Below are 23,287 nucleotides of genomic sequence, written 5' to 3' on the forward strand. Positions count from 1 at the left end.
GCTCAGACTCCTGCGGTGCTCAGGTCGGCGGGTGCGGCCAGGTGGCCCAGCACGGCGGTCGCGGCCGCGACCTGCGGCGAGACCAGGTGGGTGCGGCCGCCCTTGCCCTGCCGCCCCTCGAAGTTGCGGTTGGAGGTGGACGCGCTGCGCTCGCCGGGGGCGAGTTGGTCGGGGTTCATGCCCAGGCACATCGAGCAGCCCGCGTAGCGCCATTCGGCACCGAAGTCGGTGAACACCTTGTCCAGGCCCTCGGACACGGCCTGCAGCGAGACCCGCACCGAGCCGGGAACGACCAGCATGCGTACGCCGTCGGCGACCTTGCGGCCCTTGACGATGTCGGCCACCTCGCGCAGGTCCTCGATCCGACCGTTGGTGCACGAGCCGACGAAGACCGTGTCCACCGCGATGTCGCGCAGCTTCTGGCCCGCCGTCAGACCCATGTACGCGATCGCCTTCTCGGCCGCCGCGCGCTCCACCGGGTCCTCGATCGCGACCGGGTCCGGCACGGCTTCGCCCAGCGGCGCGCCCTGGCCGGGGTTGGTACCCCACGTGACGAACGGTGACAGTTCGGCCGCGTCGATCACGACCTCCTTGTCGAACACCGCGTCCGCCTCGGTCGCCAGACCCGTCCAGTACTCCACCGCCGCGTCCCAGTCGGCGCCCTGCGGGGCGTGCGGCCGGCCGTTCAGGTACGCGAACGTGGTCTCGTCGGGCGCGATCATGCCCGCCCGGGCACCCGCCTCGATCGACATGTTGCACACCGTCATCCGGCCCTCCATCGAGAGGTTCCGGATCGCCTGGCCGCGATACTCGATGACGTAGCCCTGACCGCCGCCGGTGCCGATCCGCGCGATCACCGCGAGGATCAGGTCCTTGGCGCCCACGCCCTCGGGCAGGTCGCCCTCGACGGTGACCGCCATCGTCTTGAACGGCGCCATCGGCAACGTCTGGGTCGCCAGCACGTGCTCGACCTGGCTGGTGCCGATGCCGAACGCCAGGGCGCCGAAGGCGCCGTGGGTGGCGGTGTGGCTGTCGCCGCAGACCACCGTCATGCCGGGCTGGGTCAGTCCCAACTGCGGGCCGACCACGTGCACGATGCCCTGCTCGACGTCGCCCAGCGAGTGGATCCGGACCCCGAACTCGGCGGCGTTCTTGCGGAGCGTCTCGATCTGGGCGCGCGAAACCGGGTCCGCGATGGGTTTGTCGACGTCGAGCGTCGGCGTGTTGTGGTCCTCGGTCGCGATCGTCAGATCGGTCCGACGAACCTGCCGACCGGCCTGCCGCAGGCCGTCGAACGCCTGCGGACTGGTCACCTCGTGCAGCAGGTGCAGGTCGATGTAGAGCAGGTCCGGCTCGCCCTCCGCGCGACGCACCACATGTGCGTCCCAGACCTTCTCCGCGAGTGTCCGTCCCATCGCTGTCCCTCCGGCCGGCGCCATTGCCGGCGCTGTATGTCCTGTGTCGCGCGGGTGCGGCTGATTCCGTATCCGCGGTCGACGCGCTGACGCGTCCCCGCTCCCGACGGCTCCCGGCTGTCTTCCGGTGCTCGGGTTCGGCGCGTTGCGCCACTGTGCCGGCACCGGCCTCGGTCGCGGACTTGCGTCTCGTAATCCGAGACGGCAATATCAAGGCATGGACAATTCTAGCGGAGTCGGCGTTCTCGACAAGGCCGCTGTCGTGCTGGCCGCGCTCGAAGCCGGTCCTGCCACGCTCGCGGGACTCGTCGCCATAACCGGTCTTGCCCGGCCCACCGCACATCGACTCGCGGTGGCCCTGGAACACCACCGTCTGGTCGCGCGCGACATGCAGGGGCGCTTCGTGCTCGGCCCGCGGCTGGCCGAGCTGGCCGCCGCGGCCGGCGAGGACCGGCTGCTGGCCGCCGCGCACCCGGTGCTCGCGCACATGCGCGACATCACCGGCGAGAGCGCGCAGCTCTACCGGCGCCAGGGCGACATGCGCGTGTGCGTGGCCGCAGCCGAGCGACTCTCCGGCCTGCGCGACACCGTCCCGGTGGGCAGCACGCTGCCGATGAAGGCCGGTTCGGCCGCCCAGTGCCTGCTCGCCTGGGAGGAACCCGAGCGGCTGCACCGCGGCCTGCAGGGCGCGCGATTCACCGCGACCACGCTCTCCGGCGTGCGCCGCCGCGGCTGGGCGCAGAGCATCGGCGAGCGCGAGCCGGGCGTCGCGTCGGTCTCGGCCGCCGTACGCGGTCCGAGCAACCGCGTGGTGGCCGCCGTGTCCGTCTCCGGCCCGATCGAGCGACTGACCCGGCACCCCGGCCGCCTGCACGCGCAGGCCGTCATGGAGGCCGCCGCCAAGTTGTCCGACGCACTGCGCCGGGCACAGGTGGAGGTCTGACCGCCCCGCTCCCCGGGCGCCCGGCGGCGTCCGGGGAACCGCACCACGTACCACGATCGAGACCCGAACCGGCAGGCCCTGCACCGGTGTCCGGCGCCTGCGTCCCGGAAAACGAGGAAGACCTCCCGCGACTGCGAGAGGTCTTCTTCTTCGAGGTAGCCCCGACGGGATTCGAACCCGCGCTACCGCCTTGAGAGGGCGACGTGCTAGGCCACTACACAACGGGGCCTCGTATTGCTGTGTGATGCCGCGTGCCAGGGAAGCGGCGAACGGCTGATCTGGTAGCCCCGACGGGATTCGAACCCGCGCTACCGCCTTGAGAGGGCGACGTGCTAGGCCACTACACAACGGGGCCAGATCATCAATCATGAACTTCTTCCAGCGACATCGTCCGGAGACGATGCAGCTGGGGTACCAGGACTCGAACCTAGACTAACGGAACCAGAAACCGTCGGGCTGCCAATTACCCCATACCCCATTGCTCGGTCCTTCGCCGCACCCGGGGGCTTTTGCGAGGACTTCGCTCCGCGCCGGTCCCTTGCGGGGCGGCACGAGAAGAACTTTACCCGATGAGGCGCGCGTGACCAAAACGGGTTACCGGACCCTCGTTCGAACCGTCACAAGTGGGATGTCCCGCCCATGATTGCCCCCGCGCGCCGGGTTCAGCCGCGCTTGATCACGGTATTGGTCAGGGTGCCGACGCCACCGACGGTGACCGAGACCCGGTCGCCCACGTGCAGTGGACCGACGCCCGCCGGGGTGCCGGTCAGCAGCACGTCGCCGGGCAGCAGGGTCATCGCCTGGGTGACGTGCACGATCAACTCGGTGACGGTGCGGATCATCTGTCCCGTGCTGCCGGCCTGGCGCACCTCGCCATTGACGGTGCAGGCCACGGTCAGGCCCTCACCCTCGTCGATCTGGGCCAGGGTGATGTCGGTCTCCACCCACGGGCCCAGCGGGCAGAAGGTGTCCATGCCCTTGGCCCGGCCCCACTGGCCCTCGGCGCGCTGCAGGTCGCGCGCGGTCACGTCGTTGGCGCAGGTGTAGCCGAAGATCACCTCGGCCGCCCGCTCGGCCGGCACGTCCCGGCACATCCGGCCGATCACCACGGCCAGTTCGGCCTCGTGGTGCACGTCGTCGGAGATCTGCGGGTAGGCGATGCCGTCGCCGTGCCCGATCACCGACGTGGACGGCTTGAGGAAGGTGATCGGCACGTCGGGGACGGCCGAGCCCATCTCGGCGGCGTGCGCGGCGTAGTTCTTGCCGATCGCGACCACCTTGCTCGGCAGTACGGGCGCGAGCAGACGGACCGAGGACAACGCGTGCTGGGCGCCGGTGGGCCGCAGTTCGCCGAACGGGTGGCCGGCGAGGGCGTGCACCACCAGCGACTCGGGTCGGTCGGCGTCGCCGGTCACCACCCCGAAGGAGACGGAGTCGTCGGTGGAGAACCTGGCAATGCGCAAGATGGGTCACCCTTGCCGAAGAGACACGTACGAGACGTGCCCAAGGCTACGCGGGCGCGGAGCGCCTCGGTGGGTGGTGCGGGGTCAGCCGCGCGCGTCCGCCGGCGGGACGTCCATCAGGTTGGTGCGCCTGGGGTTCGCGGTCCGCACCTCGGCGATCACCGACGTCCCCACCGCCGCCTCGGCCACGCGCTGGCGGGGCAGGACCACGTCCAGTTGGGTACGCCTGGGATTGGCCGTGCTGGCGCGGTGCGTGCTGATGTTGTCCACGATTCCCGGTTCTCGCTCTTTCTCGCCTCGTGCCGCATGCGGGGCACCGTCAACAACTGCATGCAGGGTGCAGCCTTGTCCTTCAAGATTACCCGTGGTTACGTCAGGGGTGGTCACGGGTCACCCGCCGGCCTCGATCACCGACTGCACATCACGGTTTACACCAGGTGTTCGAACCGGGACATCAATATGTGATTTTCACCTCCTCGGAACCTCGACAAACGTGTGGCATTTTGCCCTCGCTCGTCCCTTAATACCGGTTGTTTACCCCACGAAGCGGGTTAACCGCCAAGACCGGTTGCAATGGTTCTATGTCCGGACCCCGCTATCTTGTTGCGGCCCCGTGGCTGTGCTGAAATGCCTGCGACCACGGGGGTGGTTCCCAACAAGCGGAGTTCCTTCATCTCGGCGCGCGAACGCGGCCGAGGTGCCCTGGGAAGAACGCGAATCCAGCGGATTTACGCACACGAGCCTCGCCTTACCGGCGGGTCTAACGACTGGTCACAAGAGGTTGCGACGCTAGTGCAGGGACGTCGGAAGAAGCAGCACGACTCCGCAGGGGCCCCGGCCACGGCCGGCCCTTCCACGCCGGAGGTGCGAGCCCCGCAGCAAGCCAGCGGACCCCAGGACGCCAACGAGACCTCCGACCCCGTCGGGGACTCCCTAGCCGGCGCCGGGGCAGCCCGGCCCACCGGGGCGGCACCGTCCCGGTTCAAGTTGCTGTTCTCGATCAGGAACTGGCGCATCCGTACCCGGATCACCGCGCTGCTCCTGCTCCCGGTCGTGGTCGCCGCTTTGCTCGGTGGCCTGCGTATCCAGTCGTCGATCGACAAGACCCGCGAGATGGACACGGTGCAAAAGGCCGCCGCCATCATCGATCAGGCCTCGACGCTGGCCACGTGGCTGGAGCAGGAACGCGACCTGCTCGCGCAGGCGAGTGTGGCTCCCTCGTCGGATCTGACGGCCGAGGTCAACAAGGCCAAGAAGACCACCGACGACCAGGTCACCGTCTACAACGCGACCGTCGCGAAGATGAACACCGATTCGATGCCGGTGCTCGGTGCCACGCTCAAGGACATCGGCCACTCTCTGACGGAGCTCAACCGAACCCGTCAGGACGCCTTCCGCACGAGCACCCGCAGCACGGTCGACGCCTACAACAAGATGATTCTGCAGCTCCTGCAGATCAACCAGGAGGCGCCCGAGGTCACCCGCGACCCCGACCTGATCCAGGGCGCCCGCGCACTGGGTTCGTTCGGTGAGTCGAAGGCGTACGCGTCCTCGCAGCGCGCCGCGGTGATCGCGTACGGCCTCAAGCCGAACGAGATCCCGCTGGAGGCGAGCGAGACGCTCGCCCGGCTCAACGAAGCCGAGCAGAACGCGATTCGCGGCTTCACCAGCGTCGCGCCCTCCGACTGGAGCACGGTCTACAAGGCCAGCGTCAGCCGGGACAAGATCACCGCGGTCGAGGAGCGGTTCCAGCTCTTCAAGAGCATGGTCAACGCCGCGCTGGCCTCCAACAACAAGCCGAACGGCCTGGCCCGGCTGGAGAACGCGAACGACTTCACCACGCAGGAGTGGTGGACGCTGTCCACCGACAAGATCAGCGCGCTCGGTCAGGTCGAGGCCCAACTCGGGCTCAAGCTGACCGCCACCGCGAAGGACCTGCGGGACGAAGCCCGTACCGACGCGTTGATCAACACGATCCTCGTCGTCGGCGCGCTGTTGATCACCATCCTGCTCGGTGTGATCGTGGCGCGGTCGCTGGTGCGCTCGCTGAACACGCTGCGCCGCTCCGCCCTGGAGGTCGCCGAGGAGCGACTGCCCGAGACGGTGCGCCGGCTCTCCGAGTCCGATCCCGGCGACGTGGATCTGGCCATCGAGCCGATCGGCGTGTTGTCCCGGGACGAGATCGGTCAGGTGGCCCGCGCGTTCGACGCGGTGCACGCCGAGGCCGTGCGACTCGCCGCCGAGCAGGCCCTGCTCCGAGGCAACGTCAACGCGATGTTCGTCAACCTCTCGCGCCGCAGCCAGAGCCTGATCCAGCGTCAGCTCGCGCTCATCTCCGACCTGGAGAACCGCGAGGCGGACCCGGACCAGCTCGCCAACCTGTTCAAGCTCGACCACCTCGCGACGCGTATGCGCCGCAACGGTGAGAACCTCCTGGTGCTCGCGGGTGAAGAGCCCGGCCGCCGCTGGACCCGACCGGTCCCGCTGGTCGACGTGCTGCGCGCCGCGGCCTCCGAGGTGGAGCAGTACGAGCGAGTCGAGTTGGGCGCACTGCCCACCACCGACATCGCCGGCCGCGCGGTCAACGACCTCGTGCACCTGCTCGCCGAGTTGCTGGAGAACTCGACCACCTTCTCCAGCCCGCACACCAAGGTGCGCGTCACCGGCCACATCCTCCCCGACGGCCGCGCGCTGATCGAGATCCACGACAACGGCATCGGGCTCACCGGCGACGACCTCGCCGACGCCAACCAGCGGCTGGCCCGCCCGCCGGTGGTGGACGTGTCCATCTCGCGCCGCATGGGTCTGTTCGTGGTCGGCCGACTGGCCACCCGGCACGGCATCCGCGTCCAGCTCCGGCCGGGCGAGGGTGGCGGTACCACCGCGCTGGTCATGCTCCCGATCGAACTCATCCAGGGCGACCGCCCCGGTGGTGGCGACGGCTGGAGCAAGGGCGGCGACAAGACCGCGGCGGCCGTCTCCGGCTGGACCGAGGAACTGCCCGCCGCCGCGCCGGTCGCCCAGGCCCTGCCCGGACCCCGGGTGGGCAGCCGGGCCGAGGAGCGCAACCGGCGACGCGAACTGCCGCAGCGGGGCGCCGAGGCACCGGCCCAGCCGGTCAACCAGGCCCCGCAGCCGAACAACGCTCCCGACACCCGCAACAACCGCAACACCGACGGCCGGCCCGCGCAGCCTCCGGTTCAGCAGGAGCCTTCGTACGGCAGCACGCAGTCCTTCGCGGCCCCGTCCTTCCAGGACGGCTCGGTCGGGACGGACACGCCCTACCCGGGCACGGTGAACCCGTTCGCGAGCGAACCGGGCGTCACCAGCACGGGTGCGCACCGTGCGCCGAGTTCGCCGCCGCCGGCCACGCCGGGTCGGGAGGACAACCCGTTCGCGCCGGTACTGCCGCAGCCGCCGCAGCACCGGACGCACGCGGACGACCCGCGCGCCGGAGTCTTCCCCGCCGCGCCCTCGGCGCCGATGTTCGGCACCGGCGACGACGGCCACGAGGCCGAGTCGTTGCAGCCGCGGTACGGGCAGGACACCGGTTCGTTCCCGGCCCCGCCGCAGCCCCTGGAGGAGTCCGGACGCGGGGGTGACACCTCGCAGTTCGCGTCGCCGTTCGGTTCACCGTACGCCGACGAGCCGCAGCCCGGGACCGAGATCGACCGGGGCGGCTACGAGCAGCCCGCGCAGCCGTTCGGCCGCCCGGGTGCGGAGCTCGCGCCCCGGCAGGACGAGCGTGCGCTCGCTCCGTGGGGCACCGAATACGACGAGCTCACCCCGGTGGCACCGCAGCCGCTGGAGCCCGTTGCGCCGCCGGCCGAGGTGCCGACCGGCTACGAGACGCCGCGCCGCGAGGAACTGACCCGTCGGGAGGAACTGCCGCAGCGCGGTCGCACTCCCCTCGACGGCGACCTGCCCTCGACCGGGGACTCGCTGCCGGTACTGCGCGGTCTCGCCCCGCAGGCTCGCCCCGAGCCCCCGCGGCAGGAACAGGACGAGCACACCCGGGCCGAGCAGGTACGCGGTCCGCAGGGCGATGTGCGGCCGGCGGCCTCGCCGTTCGCACCGGTGGGACCCGGCCGCTCGGAGGGCTCGCCCTTCGCGCCGGTGGGTGTGCCGGAAAGCGCCGAACAACTGCCCGCTCCGTCCGAGTTGGACATGAGTGCGCCGCCGAGCACCGGCGACGACGGTAGGCTGCCGATCTTCGACACGCTCGAATCCGACTGGTTCCACCGCCAGGGCAACCGTGGCGGCCGGATGCGAGCCGCGCAGGTCCGTTCCACGCCGCGAGGCGGGGAGCAGGCCGCGCCGGAGCAGGAGGCCGAGGCGAGTCCGCTCGGCAACCTGGACCGTCGGGTGCCGATGGCGACCAACCCGCCGCAGGCACCGGCACCGGTCGAGCAGGCCCCGGCCTTCGGTGGAGGGCGTCAACAGCCCGCCACCGACATGTTCGGGACGCCGACGGAACCGGACGAGATTGTCGAGCAGTCCCCCGCGGTCGCACCCGCCGTCGGCCCCCAGGGTCAGCAGTCCGGCTGGTACTCGGCCGGTGACGACGGTTGGCGCGCGGCGGAGGCCGCTCGCGAGCCGTCCTCGGGTGGCACCACCGGAGCGGGCCTGCCTCGCCGTGTGCCCCGCGCCAACCTGGTGCCGGGCGGCGTCGAGCAGTCCGGCGGGGCTCAGGCCCCGGGCCACCCGGGTGCGGGTCCTGCCGCACCCGGCACCCGTCAGGAGCAGTCGGGCCGGCCCACGCCGGGCGCTCCGGGCCTGTCCCGGTCGCCCGACGAGGTTCGCGGGCGACTGACCAACTTCCGCCGGGGCATCCAGCAGGGTCGCACCGCCGGGTCCGGGGGATCCGCCCCTCGGCCTCGTGACGAGAACAACCAGGAGCAGGCATGACTGAGAAGTCGTTGAGCCAGGCCGCGCAGAACCTGAACTGGCTGATCACGAACTTCGTGGACAACACCCCCGGGGTGTCGCACACGGTCGTGGTCTCCGCGGACGGCCTGCTGCTCGCCCTGTCCGAGGGCTTCCCTCGCGACCGGGCGGATCAGCTCGCCGCCGTCGCATCGGGTTTGACCAGCCTGACCCAGGGTGCGTCCCGTATCTTCGAGGGCGGGCACGTGACCCAGACGGTCGTGGAAATGGAACGGGGTTTCCTCTTTATCATGTCGATTTCGGACGGCTCCTCGTTGGCCGTGCTGGCGTCGCCGGAGTGCGACATCGGCCTGATCGGCTACGAGATGGCCCTGCTCGTCGATCGCGCGGGCGCCGTGCTCACGCCGGCCTTGCGCGCCGAACTCCAAGGTGCACTGCCGCGATGACACCTCCGGATATGTCCGATCACGGGGACCAGGAGTTTCACGAGACCCTGGTCCGCCCGTACGCCATGACCGGTGGTCGCACCCGGCCTCGCTATCAGCTCGCGCTGGAGGCCCTGGTCACCACTACACCTCAGGTGGCCAACCCACCCGGCCTGTTGCCCGAGCACCAGCGCATCTGTGCGCTGTGTCGGGAGGTCAAGTCGGTAGCCGAGATCTCGGCTCTGCTCACCATCCCGCTCGGCGTCGCCCGCGTACTCGTCGCGGACCTCGCCGAAGCCGGGCTGGTGGTCATTCACCAGCCCGGGAACGACCAGGGGCAGCCGGACGTCACGCTGCTCGAAAGGGTGCTCAGTGGACTTCGCAAGCTCTAGCCCGGGCCCGGCTCCCGCCAGGTCCTCCACCACGTCGGCGAAAATCGTCGTCGCCGGCGGATTCGGCGTGGGCAAGACCACGCTCGTCGGTGCCGTCTCGGAGATCGCTCCGCTGCGTACCGAAGCGGTCATGACGTCCGCCAGCGCCGGTGTCGACGACCTGTCGGCGACGCCGGACAAGCAGACGACGACGGTCGCGATGGACTTCGGTCGCATCACGCTGGACGAGGATCTGATCCTGTACCTCTTCGGTACGCCGGGTCAGCACCGATTCTGGTTCATGTGGGACGACCTGGTCCGCGGCGCGATCGGCGCCGTGGTTCTGGTGGACACGCGCCGACTCGCCGATTGCTTCCCCGCGATCGACTACTTCGAGAACAGCGGGCTGCCGTTCATCGTCGCGTTGAACTGCTTCGACGGATTGCAGACCCACCACGCGGAGGATGTCCGCGAGGCATTGCAGATAGGGCCCGACACCCCGATCGTGAGCTGTGACGCACGGCGCCGCGAATCGGCCAAGTCGACCCTGATCACGCTGGTCGAGCACGCACTGATGGCCCGCCTGCGCTGACCTTCGGGCTCGCTCGCACCGGTCTTCGGTAACCGTTCGCACCTGTTTTTTCGTATTGCGCACCACTTCATCTCAGGCGAATCCCATTGCGGGGTTCGCCTGAGGTGTTGTGGTCGCGAAGCCCGAGTGGCGGGATTCCCAAGGGCGTTCGAGAAATTCGACAAACGTGTGACAGGACTCGGCGACATGCCCGGCCGAGTGCCCGCCTCGAGCCGCACATTGCTAAGGTCATTCCATAGCCATCTGTTGCCCAATTGATATCAGAACGTTTTGAGGCGCAGGCCCAACAACGAACCGAGGTGGGGTTCGGTGGACGACAACAGCAGGCGCGCGGCGCAAGCGGCCCGCCTTCCGATGGTCGACGGCACGACCGAGTCGGGGCTGCCGCGAAGGCCCCCGCAGGCCAACCTGCTGCCGGGCGCGGCGGCCGAGGAGTTCGACCTCGACCGGGAACTATCCGTGTCGCGGGAACCGGAAGAGGTCCGAGGGCGGCTCGAACGTTTCGCCGTCGGACGCGAGTTGGCACGTCTCGAAGAGAGCGAACCGCTGCTGCCGCCCAACCCGATGACCGCGGCCAGTCCGCTGGCCTCCGCACCCGTGCGTCCGCCCGCCCCGGCGCCCGCTCCCCCCGCGCCGCTGCAACCGCGGGCCGCGACGCCCGCTCCACCCGCGCTGCCGTCGCCCCCGCCGGGGTCCCTGTCGCCGCTGCCGGCGGGCTGGGACGAACCGTGGGGCGACGGGTGGCGATCGTTCCGCCCCGGCCGCCCCTGACGGTTCATCACTTACGAGCTACGCGTGGTCCGATCCCTCGGTGTCCGGGGCACCGGGGGTCAGGCCCGCCTTGAGCAGACCGTAGGTGTACGCGTCCTCCAGGGCCTGCCACGACGCCGCGATCACGTTCTCCGCGACCCCGACGGTGCTCCACTCCTGCTTGCCGTCGGTGGTCTCCACCAGCACCCGCGTGATCGCGTCCGTCCCGTGTCGGCCCTCCAGCAGCCGCACCTTGTAGTCCAGCAGCTCGAACGCCGCGAGTTGCGGGTAGATGCGTTCCAGGGCCAGCCGCAGCGCGCGGTCGAGCGCGTTGACCGGGCCGTTGCCCTCGCCGGTCGCCACGATCCGCTCGCCCTTGGCGAAGAGCTTCACGGTGGCCTCGTTGACCGGCACGCCGTCGCCGCGCTGTTCGCTGATCGCGCGCCACGACTCCAGCGTGAAGAACCGTGCCCGGCCCAGGCTCTCGTCCCGCAGCAGCAGTTCGAAGGACGCGTCCGCGGCCTCGTACGTGTAACCGGCGGCCTCGCGCACCTTGACCTGGTTGACCACCCGGCCGACCAGGTCCTTGTCGTCGGAGAGGTCGTAGCCCAGTTCCTTGCCCTTGAGCTCGATCGAGGCACGCCCGGCCATGTCCGAGATCAGCATCCGCATGTCGTTGCCGACCAGCGCCGGATCGATGTGCTGGTACAGGTCGGGGTCGACCTTGATCGCGGACGCGTGCAGTCCGGCCTTGTGCGCGAACGCGGACACCCCCACGTAGGGCAGGTGGGTGGAGGGGGCCAGGTTGACCACCTCGGCGATCGCATGCGAGATCCGGGTCATCTCGCGCAGTTTGCCCTCGGGCAACACGCGCATGTCCTTCTTGAGTTCGAGGTTGCCCACCACCTGGAACAGGTTCGCGTTGCCCACCCGTTCGCCGTAGCCGTTGGCGGTGCACTGGACGTGCGTGGCGCCGCCCTCGACGGCCGCGATGGTGTTGGCCACCGCGCAGCCGGTGTCGTCCTGCGCGTGGATGCCCAGCCGGGCCCCGGTGCCGGCGTGCACGGCGGCGACGATCTCGCGGACGCCGCTGGGCAACATCCCGCCGTTGGTGTCGCACAACACGACCACCTCGGCACCCGCGTCGTGCGCGGCGGCGACCACGCTCAGGGCGTACTCGGGGTTGGCCCGGTAGCCGTCGAAGAAGTGCTCGCAGTCGACGAACACCCGACGGCCCTGCGCCCGCAGGTGGGCGACGGTGTCCCGGACCATCTCCAGGTTCTCGTCCAGCGTGGTGCGCAGCGCGAGCGAGACGTGCTTGTCGTGCGACTTGGCCACCAGGCACACGACCGGCGCCTCGGCGTCGAGCAGCGCCTGGACCTGGGGATCCGCGGCGGCCGTGGTGCCCGCCTTGCGGGTCGAGCCGAACGCGACCAGGACGGCGTGTCCCAGTTGCAGTTCCTCCTTGGCCCGGCGGAAGAACTCGGTATCGCGCGGTACCGCGCCGGGCCAGCCGCCCTCGATGAAGCCGACGCCGAAGTCGTCCAGGTGGCGGGCCACGGTGAGCTTGTCGGACACCGTCAGGTTGATGCCCTCGCGCTGTGAACCGTCCCGGAGGGTGGTGTCGAAGACGTGGAAGGCGCTCGGGTCGGTGGTCGTGGGGTGCATTGGCCTCGGTTCTCCCTTCGATCAAGACATGACGGGCCCACGCGCACGCTCACCGCCGGGGTGGGGCGGCAAACAAAAAGACCCCTCGCGGTCGCGAGAGGTCTGCGTGCGGGCGGTGGGCGATGGTGCACCCCTGGTGGGGGGATCAACCCGTTACCGGCACGCTGCGGCTAATAATGAGCCACTGCTGCATGCTCCGGAGTCTGGCACAGGTGCCTGTGGGTCGGGCCCGGGGTCTCACTATGTGGGCGATGGTCGTCGGCGGGGCGGCTGGGCCGTGGGCACGGCCGCCCCGCGCGAGACCCGGCTCAGATCGTGTGCGTCCAGCCGTGCGCGTCCGCGGCGCGGCCGGTCTGGATGTCGACCAACGCCTTGCGCAGCTCCATCGTGATCGGGCCGGCCTCGCCGGAGCCGACGGTCCAGTTCGCGCTGCTGGACTTGACCGAGCCGACGGGGGTGATCACCGCGGCGGTGCCGCACGCGAAGACCTCGGTGAGGGTGCCGTTCGCGTTGCCCTCGCGCCAGTCGTCGACCGAGATCAGCGCCTCCTCGGTGGCGTAGCCGCGGTCCGCCGCGAGCTGGAGCAGCGAATCGCGGGTGATGCCGGGCAGCAGCGAGCCGGTCAGGCGCGGCGTGACGATCCGCGCGTCCTTGCCCTCCCCGTACACGAAGTACAGGTTCATGCCACCCATCTCCTCGATCCAGCGACGCTCGATCGCGTCCAGCCAGACCACCTGGTCGCAGCCCTGCTCGATGGCCTGGGCCTGGGCGACCAGCGATGCCGCGTAGTTGCCGGCGCACTTGGCCTCGCCGGTGCCGCCGGGCACCGCGCGCACGTACTCCTGGGACAACCACACCGAGACCGGCCGCACGCCGCCCGCGAAGTAGGGGCCGGCCGGCGACGCGATCACCAGGAACAGGAATTCGTTCGCGGGCCGCACGCCGAGGCCGACCTCGGTGGCGAACATGAACGGCCGGATGTACAGGCTCTCCTCGGGCGCGCTGGGCACCCACGCGGCGTCCTGGCGGATCAGCGCGTCCACCGCGGCCACGAAGAGGTCCTGCGGCAGCTCGGGCATGGCGAGCCGGCGGGCGGAGTTCTGGAAGCGCGCGGCGTTCGCGTACGGCCGGAAAGTGGCCACGCTGCCGTCGGGGCGGCGGTACGCCTTGAGACCCTCGAAGATCGACTGCGCGTAGTGCAGCGTCATGTTCGCGGGGTCGATGTCGAGGGATGCGTACGGGGTGAGCTGCGCGTCGTACCAGCCGCGCCCCGCACTCCACTTGATGCCGACCATGTGCTCGGTGAACACGCGGCCGAAGCCGGGGCTCTCCAGGCGTGTGGCGCGCTCGGCGTCGCTCAGCGGATGTGCGGTGGGCTTGAGGTCGATCGTCAGGGAAGCCTGGAGGGAGGGCTCCTGCGGGGCGGCAGTCGTCATGGCTGTTCTCGTCCTTCACCGTGGAGTATGGCGGAGCTGGGTGCTGTTGGAACCCGGCTTCCGGCACGTAGACGTACTGGAAGTGTTCCCGGGAACCGCACTCGCGTTCCACCCGGTGAGACGTTAACGCAGTCGACCGGGATCCCGACAGGCGCGGCCCCCGTCCTGCCCGACGACCGATTCGCCGGTCGGGCAGGGGGCACGCGTCGACGGTCCCGGTCGACGAACGTGATGGTGCCGGCGAATCAGCCGGCTACTCGGGCCGCGAGGGCGTCGCCGATCTGCGACGTCCCGCGCGTGCCGAGGGTGCCGCGCTCGGCGAGGTCGGCGTAGACCGCCGCCTCGACCCGACGGGCCTCCGCGGTCAGGCCCAGGTGCTCCAGGAGCATCGCGACCGAGAGCACGGTGGCGGTGGGGTCGGCCTTGCCCTGGCCGGCGATGTCCGGCGCCGAGCCGTGCACCGGCTCGAACATGGACGGGAACTCGCGGGACGGGTTGATGTTGCCGCTGGCCGCGAGGCCGATGCCGCCCGCGATGGCGGCGGCGAGGTCGGTGATGATGTCGCCGAACAGGTTGTCGGTGACGATCACGTCGAAGCGCTCGGGCTGGGTGACCATGAAGATGGTCGCCGCGTCGACGTGCAGGTAGTCGGTGGTGACGTCGGGGAACTCGGCCGCGACCGCGTCGAACACCCGGGTCCACAGGTGACCCGCGTACACCAGCACGTTGTTCTTGTGCACCAGGGTCAGCTTCTTGCGCGGCCGGGCCTGGGCGCGGGCGAACGCGTCCCGCACGACCCGCTCGATGCCGAACGCGGTGTTGACGCTGACCTCGGTGGCCACCTCGTGCTCGGTGCCGGTGCGCAGCGTGCCGCCGTTGCCGGTGTACGGGCCTTCGGTGCCCTCGCGGACCACCACGAAGTCGATCTGCGCGTCCGCGCCCAGCGGCGAGACCACGCCCGGCGCGAGCTTGGCCGGACGCAGGTTGACGTGGTGATCGAACGCGAAGCGGAGCTTGAGCAGCAGGCCGCGCTCCAGCACCCCCGAGGGCACACTCGGGTCGCCGATGGCGCCGAGCAGGATCGCGTCCTGACCGCGCAGCTCGTCGAGCACGCTGTCGGGCAGCGTCTCTCCGGTGCGGTGGTACAGGCGGGCACCGAGGTCGTACTCGGTGGTCTCGATCTTGACGTCGGGAGGAAGCACGGCGCCGAGGACCTTCAGACCCTCCGCGACCACTTCCTGGCCGATGCCGTCACCGGGAACCACTGCGAGACGAATGCTGCGAGACATGCGCTGGACCTTACCTTCCGTCCCAGGGGCTGACATATCCAGTCCGGATGATGGGACGCAGTGGTGCGAATCGGAGCCCGTCAGCGCTCCTCGTCGGCCGGGCTGCCCCCGTTGTCACGCCGATCGAGGGCACGCTGAAGGGCACGAGCGGCGTTACGGCGCGCGGTTTCGTCCATGGTTGCACTTCCTTCACAAGGCGGGGGTCTACACAGCGTGCGACGGACACGTGCAGGGGCCTTGTGGGCGTGCTGAAATTTCCTGCCGTACGGGGATTTCCGGGTACGGAAGGGACCGTCTTCTTTCACGTTAGGCGACGCATGACATCGCTGTCTGCAATTTACTCGGAGTTCCTACTATCTGAGACCAACCACCCCCGGCGCGTCCCCGCACGACGCGCACGGGAGCACCCCCACGACACGGGATCCACGGGCCACAAAGGGCTCCACCGCACGTAGCAGGCACGGCGCGGCAATTCGACGACACGGCCCCACAACGAACCACCGCCCAAGACACGACACAGGCACCCACGACGCCACGCAAGACATCTCACACTGTGAGACGACACGCCCCCGCCCCAACAGCCCGAGCTCCATGAGGCAATCGACGGGCGACACAAACACAAGCAACACAGTCGGCCACCGCGCCCACCGTGCGCCGCTACCCCCAGTAGCGCTGCAACGACAAGCGGAAGCCCCACGACCGAGGCCCCACCCCCGCAACACCCCCGACCCCGGCCTCCCACCAAGACCGCCCACCCCGGCGCGTCAGCGCCCCCGAGATGGGTGAGCCGCGCGATCGACGCGCGCAGCGCGGAGAGCGGCGGAGCCGCAAAACAAAGACTTCGTGCCCCGTAGCGAAGCGAAGGGACACGAAGTCACGAGCGAGGGGCCACTTTTTTGTGGAGGAGCCCGCGACGGAACAAAAAAGTGGTGCCTCGCGAGCCGGCGCCGAAGGCGCCCAATAGAAGCAGCGCTGCATCGCCGACCGACGCCCACCCGCCCGCTCCGCTCACGACCCGGGCCCGGTTGCGGCGTTCACCTCGCGACCGACGCCCACCCGCTCGCTCCGCTCACGACCCAGGCTCAGGCTTGAAGTCCAGCTCACGTCCCGGGCTCCTCGGCCCGCTGCGCTCACACCCCCGGCCCAGGTGCGGGGTTCAGCCCACGACCGGCGCCTTCCGGCCCGCTCCGCTCACGACCCCGGACCGGATGTGGTGTTCGGCCCGCATCCCGGGCTCCTCGGCCCGCTGCGCTCACACCCCCGGCCCAGACGTCGAGCCCCGCCCACGACCGGAGTCCGGGGTCCACCAACCCGCCCCGCTCACACCTCGGCCGACTACGCCCACCGGCCCCACAACCTGGTCCGGGGTTGCCCGCCCCCAACCCCGTCACGCCCCGCCCCGCCCGCGATTCGCCGCCGGCCCGCCGAACAGCCGGCAGTTCCCCCTAGCCGGCCGGGTCCGCCGGCCCACAACCCAGCCCGACCCGGCCGGCCCCGCTCACATCCCGGCCAACCGGGTCCCACGACCCAGGCCGGCCCACCCCGCCGGCCGCACCCGCGACCCAGCCCTCAGTCCTCCAAGTTCACCGAGCGCACGAACGCCGCGCCGATCTCCTCCGCGATGGCGTTCAAAATCTGCGGCTCCACCGTCGTGTCGACCGTGAGGCCGACCAGCGCCTCGCCGCCCTTGGCGGCGCGGGCCACCTGCATGCCGGCGATGTTGACGCCCGCCTCGCCGAGGTGGCGGCCGATCACGCCGACCACGCCCGGCTTGTCCGCGTACCGCAGGAAGACCATGTGCGCGGTGAGCACCAGGTCCACGTCGAAGCCGTCCACCTCGACGATCTTCTCGATGTTCTTGGGCCCGGCGAGCGTGCCGGAGACCGAGATCTCGCCGCCGTCGGCGAGCGTGCCGCGCACGGTGACCAGGTTGCGGTGGTCCGGGCTTTCCGAGCTCGTGGTCAGCCGGATCTCCACGCCGCGCTCCTGGGCCAGCAGCGGAGCGTTCACGTAGGAGACCGACTCCTCCACGACGTCCGCGAACACGCCCTTGAGCGCCGCGAGCTCGAGCACCTTGACGTCGTGCTGGGTGATCTCGCCACGCACCTCGACGTCCAGTCGAACCGCGACGCCGCCCGCGAGGGCGGTGAAGATCCGACCCAGCTTCTCGGCCAGCGGCAGGCCCGGACGCACGTCCTCGGCGATCACGCCGCCCTGCACGTTGACCGCGTCCGGCACCAGTTCGCCGGCCAGCGCGAGCCGCACCGACTTGGCCACCGCGACGCCGGCCTTCTCCTGCGCCTCGTCGGTGCTCGCGCCCAGGTGCGGCGTGGCCACCACGTTGTCGAACTCGAACAGCGGGCTGTCCGTGCACGGCTCCTTCGAGAACACGTCCAGGCCGGCGCCGGCGACCCGGCCCTCCTTGAGCGCGGACGCGAGCGCGACCTCGTCGACGATCCCGCCGCGCGCGGCGTTGACGATGCGCACCGTCGGCTTGACCTTGCGCAGCGCCTCGTCGCCGATCAGACCCAGCGTCTCCGGGGTCTTCGGCAGGTGCACGGTGATGAAGTCGGACTGCTCCAGCACCTCGTCCAGGGTGAGCAGCCGCACGCCCATCTGCGCGGCGCGGGCGGGCTGCACGTAGGGGTCGTAGGCCACGATGTTCATCCCGAACGCGGACATGCGCTGCGCGACCAGGACGCCGATCCGGCCCAGGCCGACCACGCCGAGGGTCTTCTCGGAGAGCTCGACGCCGGTGTACTTGCTGCGCTTCCACTCGCCGTTCTTGAGCGCGGCGCTGCCCTGCGGGATGTTGCGCGCGACCGAGATGAGCAGGCCGCAGGCGAGTTCGGCGGCGGTGACGATGTTCGAGGTCGGCGCGTTGACGACCATCACGCCGGCCTTGGTGGCGGCGGGGACGTCGACGTTGTCCAGCCCCACGCCGGCGCGCGCGACCACCTTGAGGCGGCCGGCCGCGGCGATCGCCTCGGCGTCCACCTTGGTCGCGCTGCGGATCAGGATGGCGTCGACGTCGGCGATCGCGGACAGCAACTCACCGCGGTTCGCACCATCGCAGTGACGGATCTCGAAATCGGGTCCGAGGGCATCGACGGTGGCCGGGGACAGCTCTTCGGCGATGAGAACGACGGGCTTGCTCACGGTTTTCCTTCGCGTGCTGCGATGACGGGTGGCCGCGTGGAAGACGCACGACGGGGTGGCCTGACGCGTGGCCGATCCTACCGCCGCCCTTGTGAAGGACTTCACAGATGTCCGATGTGTGGACTCCCAACCCGCAGGTCAATACCTGACCCATCGTCAGATCCACCCGGTCGAACACCCGGAACGCATGCCCCGATCAGTCGGCGGCCAGGAACCACCCGATGGTGACCCGCCGCTGCCCGTTCAGGTCGAGGATGACCACCTCACCCGAGCCGGGACTGGGCAACGGCGCGGTACCCCCGTAGGGCAACGTGCGCGCTTCCCCGTCGTCCACCTGCACCTCGGCCACCGGCGCGTCCTGCGAACCGCGTCGCCAGGTCACCCACCACACCGCGTCGGCGCCGCACTGGAATTCCAGGTGCACCCGGGAAACGAACAACCAATCGGCCGGCGTCACGAGATGGCAGCGGGTCGCGTCGCGACCGACGGCCAACGTCGCCCCCGGTCGACTCGGCGCGCTTGCCATCAGCATGGCAACCGTCGCCGCGTCGTCCGCCCCCGAAGTCGACGCCATGTTGAGATCGAGCACCGGTCTCCTCCCCCACGCTCCTGGTCGTCAGTCAATGCCGCGCGCCCCGACCTGCGACCCACGCGGTTCGCGTCGTCTCAGTCGATCGATCCACCGCGGCGGGCACACGGGCACGGTTCGCGTCCCACAATGCCGCAGGTGACCGCGGTCTGGGCGATCAGGTCCCAGCCTCCGTGGACATGCGGGGTCGTGTCCAGGTAGTCCGGCCCCAGCAGATGATTCAATTCCGGGCAAAGCAGCGAGCTGTAGAAGTCGCGACGCAGTTCGGTCTTGCACCGCTCGACGGTGGCCTTGGCCATGTAGAGCATGTCGCACAATTCGTCGGTGGTCCTGGGCCGCTTGGTGGCGCGGCCGTGGATCCAGTCGCAGGACATCGCCGCGAGCACCTCCAGGCGCACCCCGCGCAGCTTGTTGCGCAGTTCCTCCGGTCCGACGTCCACGGTCGGCGGTGCGTTCCCGTCCGGCGAGGCGGACGCGCTGGGCCGGATCGGCTGCATCGCCCGCCACCCGAGCAGCACGCTGCGCCGCCGGGCCAGATCGCTGACCAGGATGTTGCCGCTGGTGCGCGCGGGCAGCGGCAGGATCGCGCCGTACGGCATGTCCTGCGAGGTCTCGCCACGCTTGATCCGCACGATCGCCACCGGGGTGTCCCGTTGGCCGCGCGGCCACTCCACCGTCCAGCCCCGGTCCTCGCTGTACTCGAAGACCAAATGCCTGCGCGAGACGAACAGCCAGTCGTGCGGCGTCAACAGCGGGCGGCACGCACTGGGATCGCGACCCACGAACAACCGCGTGCCGGCCACCCCGGGCGTGCGCACGCTCTTGGGGCTCGGCAGCGGATCCCGCTCCGCCTCGCGGCCGTCCTCGATCGCGACGAACGACATGTTCAGTTCGAGCATGATCCCCTCGCCCCCTCCCCGGTCCTACCGCTCACCTGGTACCCGCGTGCGGCGCATCCGCACCACACGGGCAGGGACCGCGCCCCGTTATGCCGTGCGTGACCGCGGTCTGCGCTATCAGGTCCCAGCCCCCGTGCACGTGCCGCACGGTGTCGAGGTAGTTCGGACCGAGCAGGGCGTTCAGTTCGGGGCACAGACCCGAGCTGTAGAACTCGCGGCGCAGCTTGGTCTTGTACCGCTCGACCGTGGCCGCCGACAGGTGCAACAGCTCGCACAGTTCCTTGGTGGACTTGGCGCGCTTGACCGGGCGACCGTGCACCCAGTCGCAGGACAGCGCGGCCAGCACCTCCATCTCCGTCTCGGAGAGGCGGTTCTGCAGGACGAACGGCGCGACGTCCTGGGTCTCGGGCACACCCACGTCCGGCTCGGTGGGCTCCTCGCCCGGGCGTTGCGGCAACGACACCCGCCACTCCACCAGGACCCGCCGACGTCGGGCCAGGTCGGTGACCACGACTCGACCCGGGCGCAGCGAACCCAGCGGCAGCGTGGCGCCGTAGGGCACCGGTTCCGACACGCCCTCGCGATCGATCTGGACCAGCGCGACCGGACGCGGGTGCGAGCCCTGGAGCCACTCCACACTCCAGCCGCGCTCCAGGGAGTAGACGAACTCCAGGTGCACACGCGATACGAAACGCCAGTCCTTCGGCGTGACCAGGCCACATCGCGACGGGTCCCGGCCGATCGCGATCTTCTTGCCGGGCTCGCTTTGCACCTTCACCGTGCGCGGCCGGGCCAGGTCCGACTCCTGCTGGTCGGCGTCGTCCGACGTCGCCACGGTGAGGATCAGTTCGAGCATCGCCATCCGTCCGGTCTCGTGCCCCGCCCTGGGGCATCGCCCATCTTCTCCCGGTGAACCGTCACCAGGCCGTTCCGCCGTCCGACCGTAGGGCCCCGGGGGTACCCGACGCATCCTCCGGTTGTTCCCGAGGGTCCGCGCCGGAGCGATGTCCTTCGGGTACGGGCAGTGCATCGCATTCGACCACGACCGCCGTCGCGTCGTCGTCACCACTCTCGACGGCCGTCCGGGTCAAGGTCGTTGCCGCGTGGAAGGGGTCGCCGTGCACCAGGTCGGCGACCGTCTCGTCGGGCAGGTGGCCGACGCCGTCCGTGGCGAGGACCACACGGTCGCCCTCGTGCAACTCGATGCGTTGCAGTTCGGGTTCGGGCACCTGCGAGCCGCCCAGCGGAGTGGAGGTGAGCAGCCACGGTCGGCCGAACTCGGCGGCGTTGCCCTGCTCGGTCAGCCGGAACGCCTGCCCGCCGCGCACCAACCAGCACACGCTGTCGCCGCATCCGGCCAGGTGCAGCCTGCCGTGCTGCAGTACGGCCGCCACCACGGTGGTGCGCATGCCCTCGTACTGGGCGACGCCGTGCCGGCGCACCGCGAGGTCGGCCACCGCGATCGCGGCGCTGAGCCGGTCGCTCCAGCCCGCGGAAAGGTCGGCGGCGGCCAGTTCGGCCACCAGCGTGCGCACCGCCACATCGGCCGCGTACCAACCGGCGGGGTGGCCGCCGAGGCCGTCGGCGACGATGAACACCTCACCCGTCGCGGCGTACCGGTCGTCGTTGTCCCGGGCGGTCAGCTCCGGCCCCAGCCCGCGCCGTTCCCGCCGGGCGGCGCGTCGGCGGCCGGGATGCGAGGAGGTCGACCACGCCGACGCCTGGACACCCAGTGGCGGTCCGCTGCGGGCCTGCGGGTCCTCCCCGGCCGCTTCGGCCCGCCGCAGGCTGTCACTGCGCGACGTGGTCGGCACGTCCAACTCGTCCGCGTCCTCGACCGGCTCGGACACCGGCTCGGGCATCGGCACGGCGGCCGGCAGCAGTTCGGTCTGCGGCTCGGGCACCGGCGGCGGCGACGTGGGCATCGGCGGCACCGCGGGGGGCGGCGGCGGCACCGGGTGCCCGGCCGCGTATGTCGTGTCGGCGGAGCCACCGACGACCGTGGGCGGCGCGGGAACCGACGGCGGCGGCGCCGGAATCCGCGCGTCCGGGCGGACCGCCCGCGGCGTCACCGTGTGCGGAACCGGGTCGGCCGCACGGTCGTCCCCCTCCGTCCCGGTGGCAAAGGTCTCGGCGGGCCGAGGCGCCTCGTCCCACAACGACCGCGACGCGGCGGCCGCCTTCGGCTCGGGGTCGGCCTCCGTCTCGAACTCCGGCGCGGCGCCCGACTCACGCCCCGGATCGGACGCGTAGTCCCCGTCCGGCGCCGACTCCCCGTCCTCTCCCTCGAACTCGTCGTCGAAGGTGGTCGACCCGGAGGTCGGCTCGTACGTGGGCCGCGGCTGCACCGGTTCGACCCGCTCCACCGGCTCGCGCACCGGCGCGTCCTCGAAGTCGAGATACAGATCGCCGAAGATGTCGTCGTCCGCCGCCGGTGGCCGTTCGGCGCGCAATTCGTCCTGCCGCAGCGTTCGTTCCGGGAAGCCACCGCGAGCCGGCACGGTCGTCTCCCGACCCGAGTCCCCTCTGCCCTTCATGTGTCTCACGCTCCACGATGTCGGACCGGAACGGCAAGTCCGGTGCGGCGATAGCACTGCCTCGTTCAAGCATGCTGCCTCGGATGCGGCCCTGGCATGTGAACCGGAAGGCCAATTCCTTCGGGTTTCTCGGTACGCGGCGGCCGGGGCCGACCCGAACCGACCGCGCTGCGGCCCGAGCCCCTAGCGGCGTCCGGTGCGAACCGCCTCCGAACCGTCCGCGAGCAGACCGGCCAGCGCGCTGCGGCCCCGGGACAGCCGGGCCTTGATGGTGCCCTCGGGCGCACCCTCGTGCGCGGCGATCTCGGCGACCGACAGGCCGCCCATGTGATGCATCACCACCGCGCGCCGCTGGGCCTCGGGGATCTGCCGCAACGCGGTCACCAGGGCCACCGATTCGGGGCCGGGCGCGGGCAGGTCGCCGTCCGGGCCGTGCCGGATCCAGCTCTTGAGCGCGGTACGAGTGCGCCGCCAGCGGCTGACCGCGATGCGTTGGCCGACCAGTCGGATCCACGCGACGGGGTTCTCGTAGTCGCTGATCCGGTCCCAGTCCTTCCAGGCCCGGATATAGGTCTCCTGCGCGGCTTCCTGGGCCTCGCCGAGATCACCGGTCAGCGCGTACAGATGTGCCACGAGGGCGCCGTAGCTCTCGGCGTAGAACACGTCGAAGTCGGCTCGACCGCCCGTGTCCCGTCCCATCGTTCCCCCGCGTCCCGTCGCGGCGTATTCGTCCTGCCGTGACCCGGTACCTTATCCGGCCCGAGACGCCCACCCGATGTCGGTTCGGCCGCCTCCGGCGTCTCTCCCCCACCCACGCACACGACCGGGTGATCGGTTCCGCGAAGCGGCCACCCGATCGCCCAC

At 70.6% G+C, this 23,287-nt stretch carries 18 protein-coding genes and 3 tRNA genes; 6 read left to right on the forward strand and 15 right to left on the reverse strand.

All coding sequences use genetic code 11. From position 1 onward, the window contains the following. Nucleotides 1–2: 2 nt before the first annotated feature. Nucleotides 3–1,415 carry a 3-isopropylmalate dehydratase large subunit gene (gene leuC / locus ACH4U8_RS03850; RefSeq protein WP_360310703.1) on the reverse strand — a complete coding sequence of 471 codons (1,413 nt, stop codon included), beginning with the start codon at nt 1,413–1,415 and terminating at the stop codon, nt 3–5. A 217-nt stretch (nt 1,416–1,632) separates the two neighbouring features. Between leuC and ACH4U8_RS03855 the strand changes: the two genes are divergently transcribed. Further along, nucleotides 1,633–2,358 (forward strand): IclR family transcriptional regulator, encoded by a 726-nt coding sequence (locus ACH4U8_RS03855; protein ID WP_026218813.1) that lies wholly within the window; start codon nt 1,633–1,635, stop codon nt 2,356–2,358. Between the two features lie 156 nt (nt 2,359–2,514). On the opposite strand, the gene ACH4U8_RS03860 is transcribed toward ACH4U8_RS03855, so the two are convergent. The 5 genes from ACH4U8_RS03860 to ACH4U8_RS03880 form a co-directional block, all read right to left on the reverse strand. After that, nucleotides 2,515–2,587, reverse strand: a tRNA-Glu gene (locus ACH4U8_RS03860). 50 nt (nt 2,588–2,637) lie between these two features. Next, nucleotides 2,638–2,713: transfer RNA gene (locus ACH4U8_RS03865), tRNA-Glu, on the reverse strand. Between the two features lie 51 nt (nt 2,714–2,764). Beyond that, nucleotides 2,765–2,836: transfer RNA gene (locus tag ACH4U8_RS03870), tRNA-Gln, on the reverse strand. 184 nt (nt 2,837–3,020) lie between these two features. Beyond that, nucleotides 3,021–3,821 (reverse strand): fumarylacetoacetate hydrolase family protein, encoded by an 801-nt coding sequence (locus ACH4U8_RS03875; RefSeq protein WP_360310705.1) that lies wholly within the window; start codon nt 3,819–3,821, stop codon nt 3,021–3,023. Between the two features lie 84 nt (nt 3,822–3,905). Continuing rightward, nucleotides 3,906–4,091 (reverse strand): hypothetical protein, encoded by a 186-nt coding sequence (locus tag ACH4U8_RS03880; protein WP_360310707.1) that lies wholly within the window; start codon nt 4,089–4,091, stop codon nt 3,906–3,908. Between the two features lie 717 nt (nt 4,092–4,808). On the opposite strand from ACH4U8_RS03880, the gene ACH4U8_RS03885 reads away from it, so the two are divergent. The 5 genes from ACH4U8_RS03885 to ACH4U8_RS03905 all read left to right on the forward strand — a co-directional run bounded on the left by ACH4U8_RS03885 (nt 4,809) and on the right by ACH4U8_RS03905 (nt 10,867). Further along, on the forward strand, nt 4,809–8,729 hold the full coding sequence (locus ACH4U8_RS03885) for a nitrate- and nitrite sensing domain-containing protein (protein WP_395775749.1): 3,921 nt from the start codon (nt 4,809–4,811) through the stop codon (nt 8,727–8,729). Further along, entirely contained in the window at nt 8,726–9,154 is a 429-nt protein-coding gene (locus tag ACH4U8_RS03890) for a roadblock/LC7 domain-containing protein (protein ID WP_020553297.1), read from the forward strand. Before ACH4U8_RS03885 ends, ACH4U8_RS03890 begins: the two co-directional genes overlap by 4 nt. Next, complete coding sequence (locus tag ACH4U8_RS03895; RefSeq protein ID WP_379991078.1) at nt 9,046–9,525, forward strand: DUF742 domain-containing protein; 480 nt, start codon at nt 9,046–9,048, stop codon at nt 9,523–9,525. Before ACH4U8_RS03890 ends, ACH4U8_RS03895 begins: the two co-directional genes overlap by 109 nt. Beyond that, nucleotides 9,506–10,096, forward strand: coding sequence for an ATP/GTP-binding protein (locus tag ACH4U8_RS03900; protein WP_161364843.1), 591 nt, complete (start codon nt 9,506–9,508; stop codon nt 10,094–10,096). Before ACH4U8_RS03895 ends, ACH4U8_RS03900 begins: the two co-directional genes overlap by 20 nt. Before the next feature lie 309 nt (nt 10,097–10,405). Next, a complete protein-coding gene (locus ACH4U8_RS03905) occupies nt 10,406–10,867 on the forward strand; it encodes a hypothetical protein (protein ID WP_379991077.1) in 462 nt (153 codons plus the stop codon). Between the two features lie 18 nt (nt 10,868–10,885). Here the strand turns inward: ACH4U8_RS03905 and cimA are convergent, their stop codons facing one another. The 9 genes from cimA to ACH4U8_RS03950 form a co-directional block, all read right to left on the reverse strand. Next, nucleotides 10,886–12,514 carry a citramalate synthase gene (gene cimA, locus ACH4U8_RS03910; protein ID WP_360310713.1) on the reverse strand — a complete coding sequence of 543 codons (1,629 nt, stop codon included), beginning with the start codon at nt 12,512–12,514 and terminating at the stop codon, nt 10,886–10,888. A 308-nt stretch (nt 12,515–12,822) separates the two neighbouring features. After that, on the reverse strand, nt 12,823–13,950 hold the full coding sequence (locus ACH4U8_RS03915; protein ID WP_360310715.1) for a branched-chain amino acid aminotransferase: 1,128 nt from the start codon (nt 13,948–13,950) through the stop codon (nt 12,823–12,825). 245 nt (nt 13,951–14,195) lie between these two features. Beyond that, on the reverse strand, nt 14,196–15,239 hold the full coding sequence (locus ACH4U8_RS03920; protein ID WP_360310717.1) for a 3-isopropylmalate dehydrogenase: 1,044 nt from the start codon (nt 15,237–15,239) through the stop codon (nt 14,196–14,198). Nucleotides 15,240–16,808: 1,569 nt separating this feature from the next. Next, complete coding sequence (gene serA / locus ACH4U8_RS03925) at nt 16,809–18,398, reverse strand: phosphoglycerate dehydrogenase (RefSeq protein ID WP_360310719.1); 1,590 nt, start codon at nt 18,396–18,398, stop codon at nt 16,809–16,811. A 196-nt stretch (nt 18,399–18,594) separates the two neighbouring features. Further along, entirely contained in the window at nt 18,595–18,987 is a 393-nt protein-coding gene (locus ACH4U8_RS03930; protein WP_360310721.1) for a hypothetical protein, read from the reverse strand. A gap of 77 nt (nt 18,988–19,064) precedes the next feature. Next, nucleotides 19,065–19,886, reverse strand: a complete 822-nt coding sequence (locus tag ACH4U8_RS03935) for a hypothetical protein (protein ID WP_360310723.1) — start codon at nt 19,884–19,886, stop codon at nt 19,065–19,067. Nucleotides 19,887–19,917: 31 nt separating this feature from the next. Beyond that, nucleotides 19,918–20,748 (reverse strand): hypothetical protein, encoded by an 831-nt coding sequence (locus ACH4U8_RS03940; RefSeq protein ID WP_020553308.1) that lies wholly within the window; start codon nt 20,746–20,748, stop codon nt 19,918–19,920. A 55-nt stretch (nt 20,749–20,803) separates the two neighbouring features. Further along, nucleotides 20,804–22,423: a PP2C family protein-serine/threonine phosphatase gene (locus tag ACH4U8_RS03945; protein ID WP_395775750.1), complete on the reverse strand. Its 1,620-nt coding sequence runs from the start codon at nt 22,421–22,423 to the stop codon at nt 20,804–20,806. 183 nt (nt 22,424–22,606) lie between these two features. Beyond that, nucleotides 22,607–23,122: a SigE family RNA polymerase sigma factor gene (locus tag ACH4U8_RS03950; RefSeq protein WP_360310727.1), complete on the reverse strand. Its 516-nt coding sequence runs from the start codon at nt 23,120–23,122 to the stop codon at nt 22,607–22,609. Nucleotides 23,123–23,287: the final 165 nt, after the last annotated feature.

Origin of the sequence: Embleya sp. NPDC020886, assembly GCF_044333915.1 — a bacterium.
In the GTDB taxonomy this organism is placed as follows: Bacteria; Actinomycetota; Actinomycetes; order Streptomycetales; family Streptomycetaceae; genus Embleya.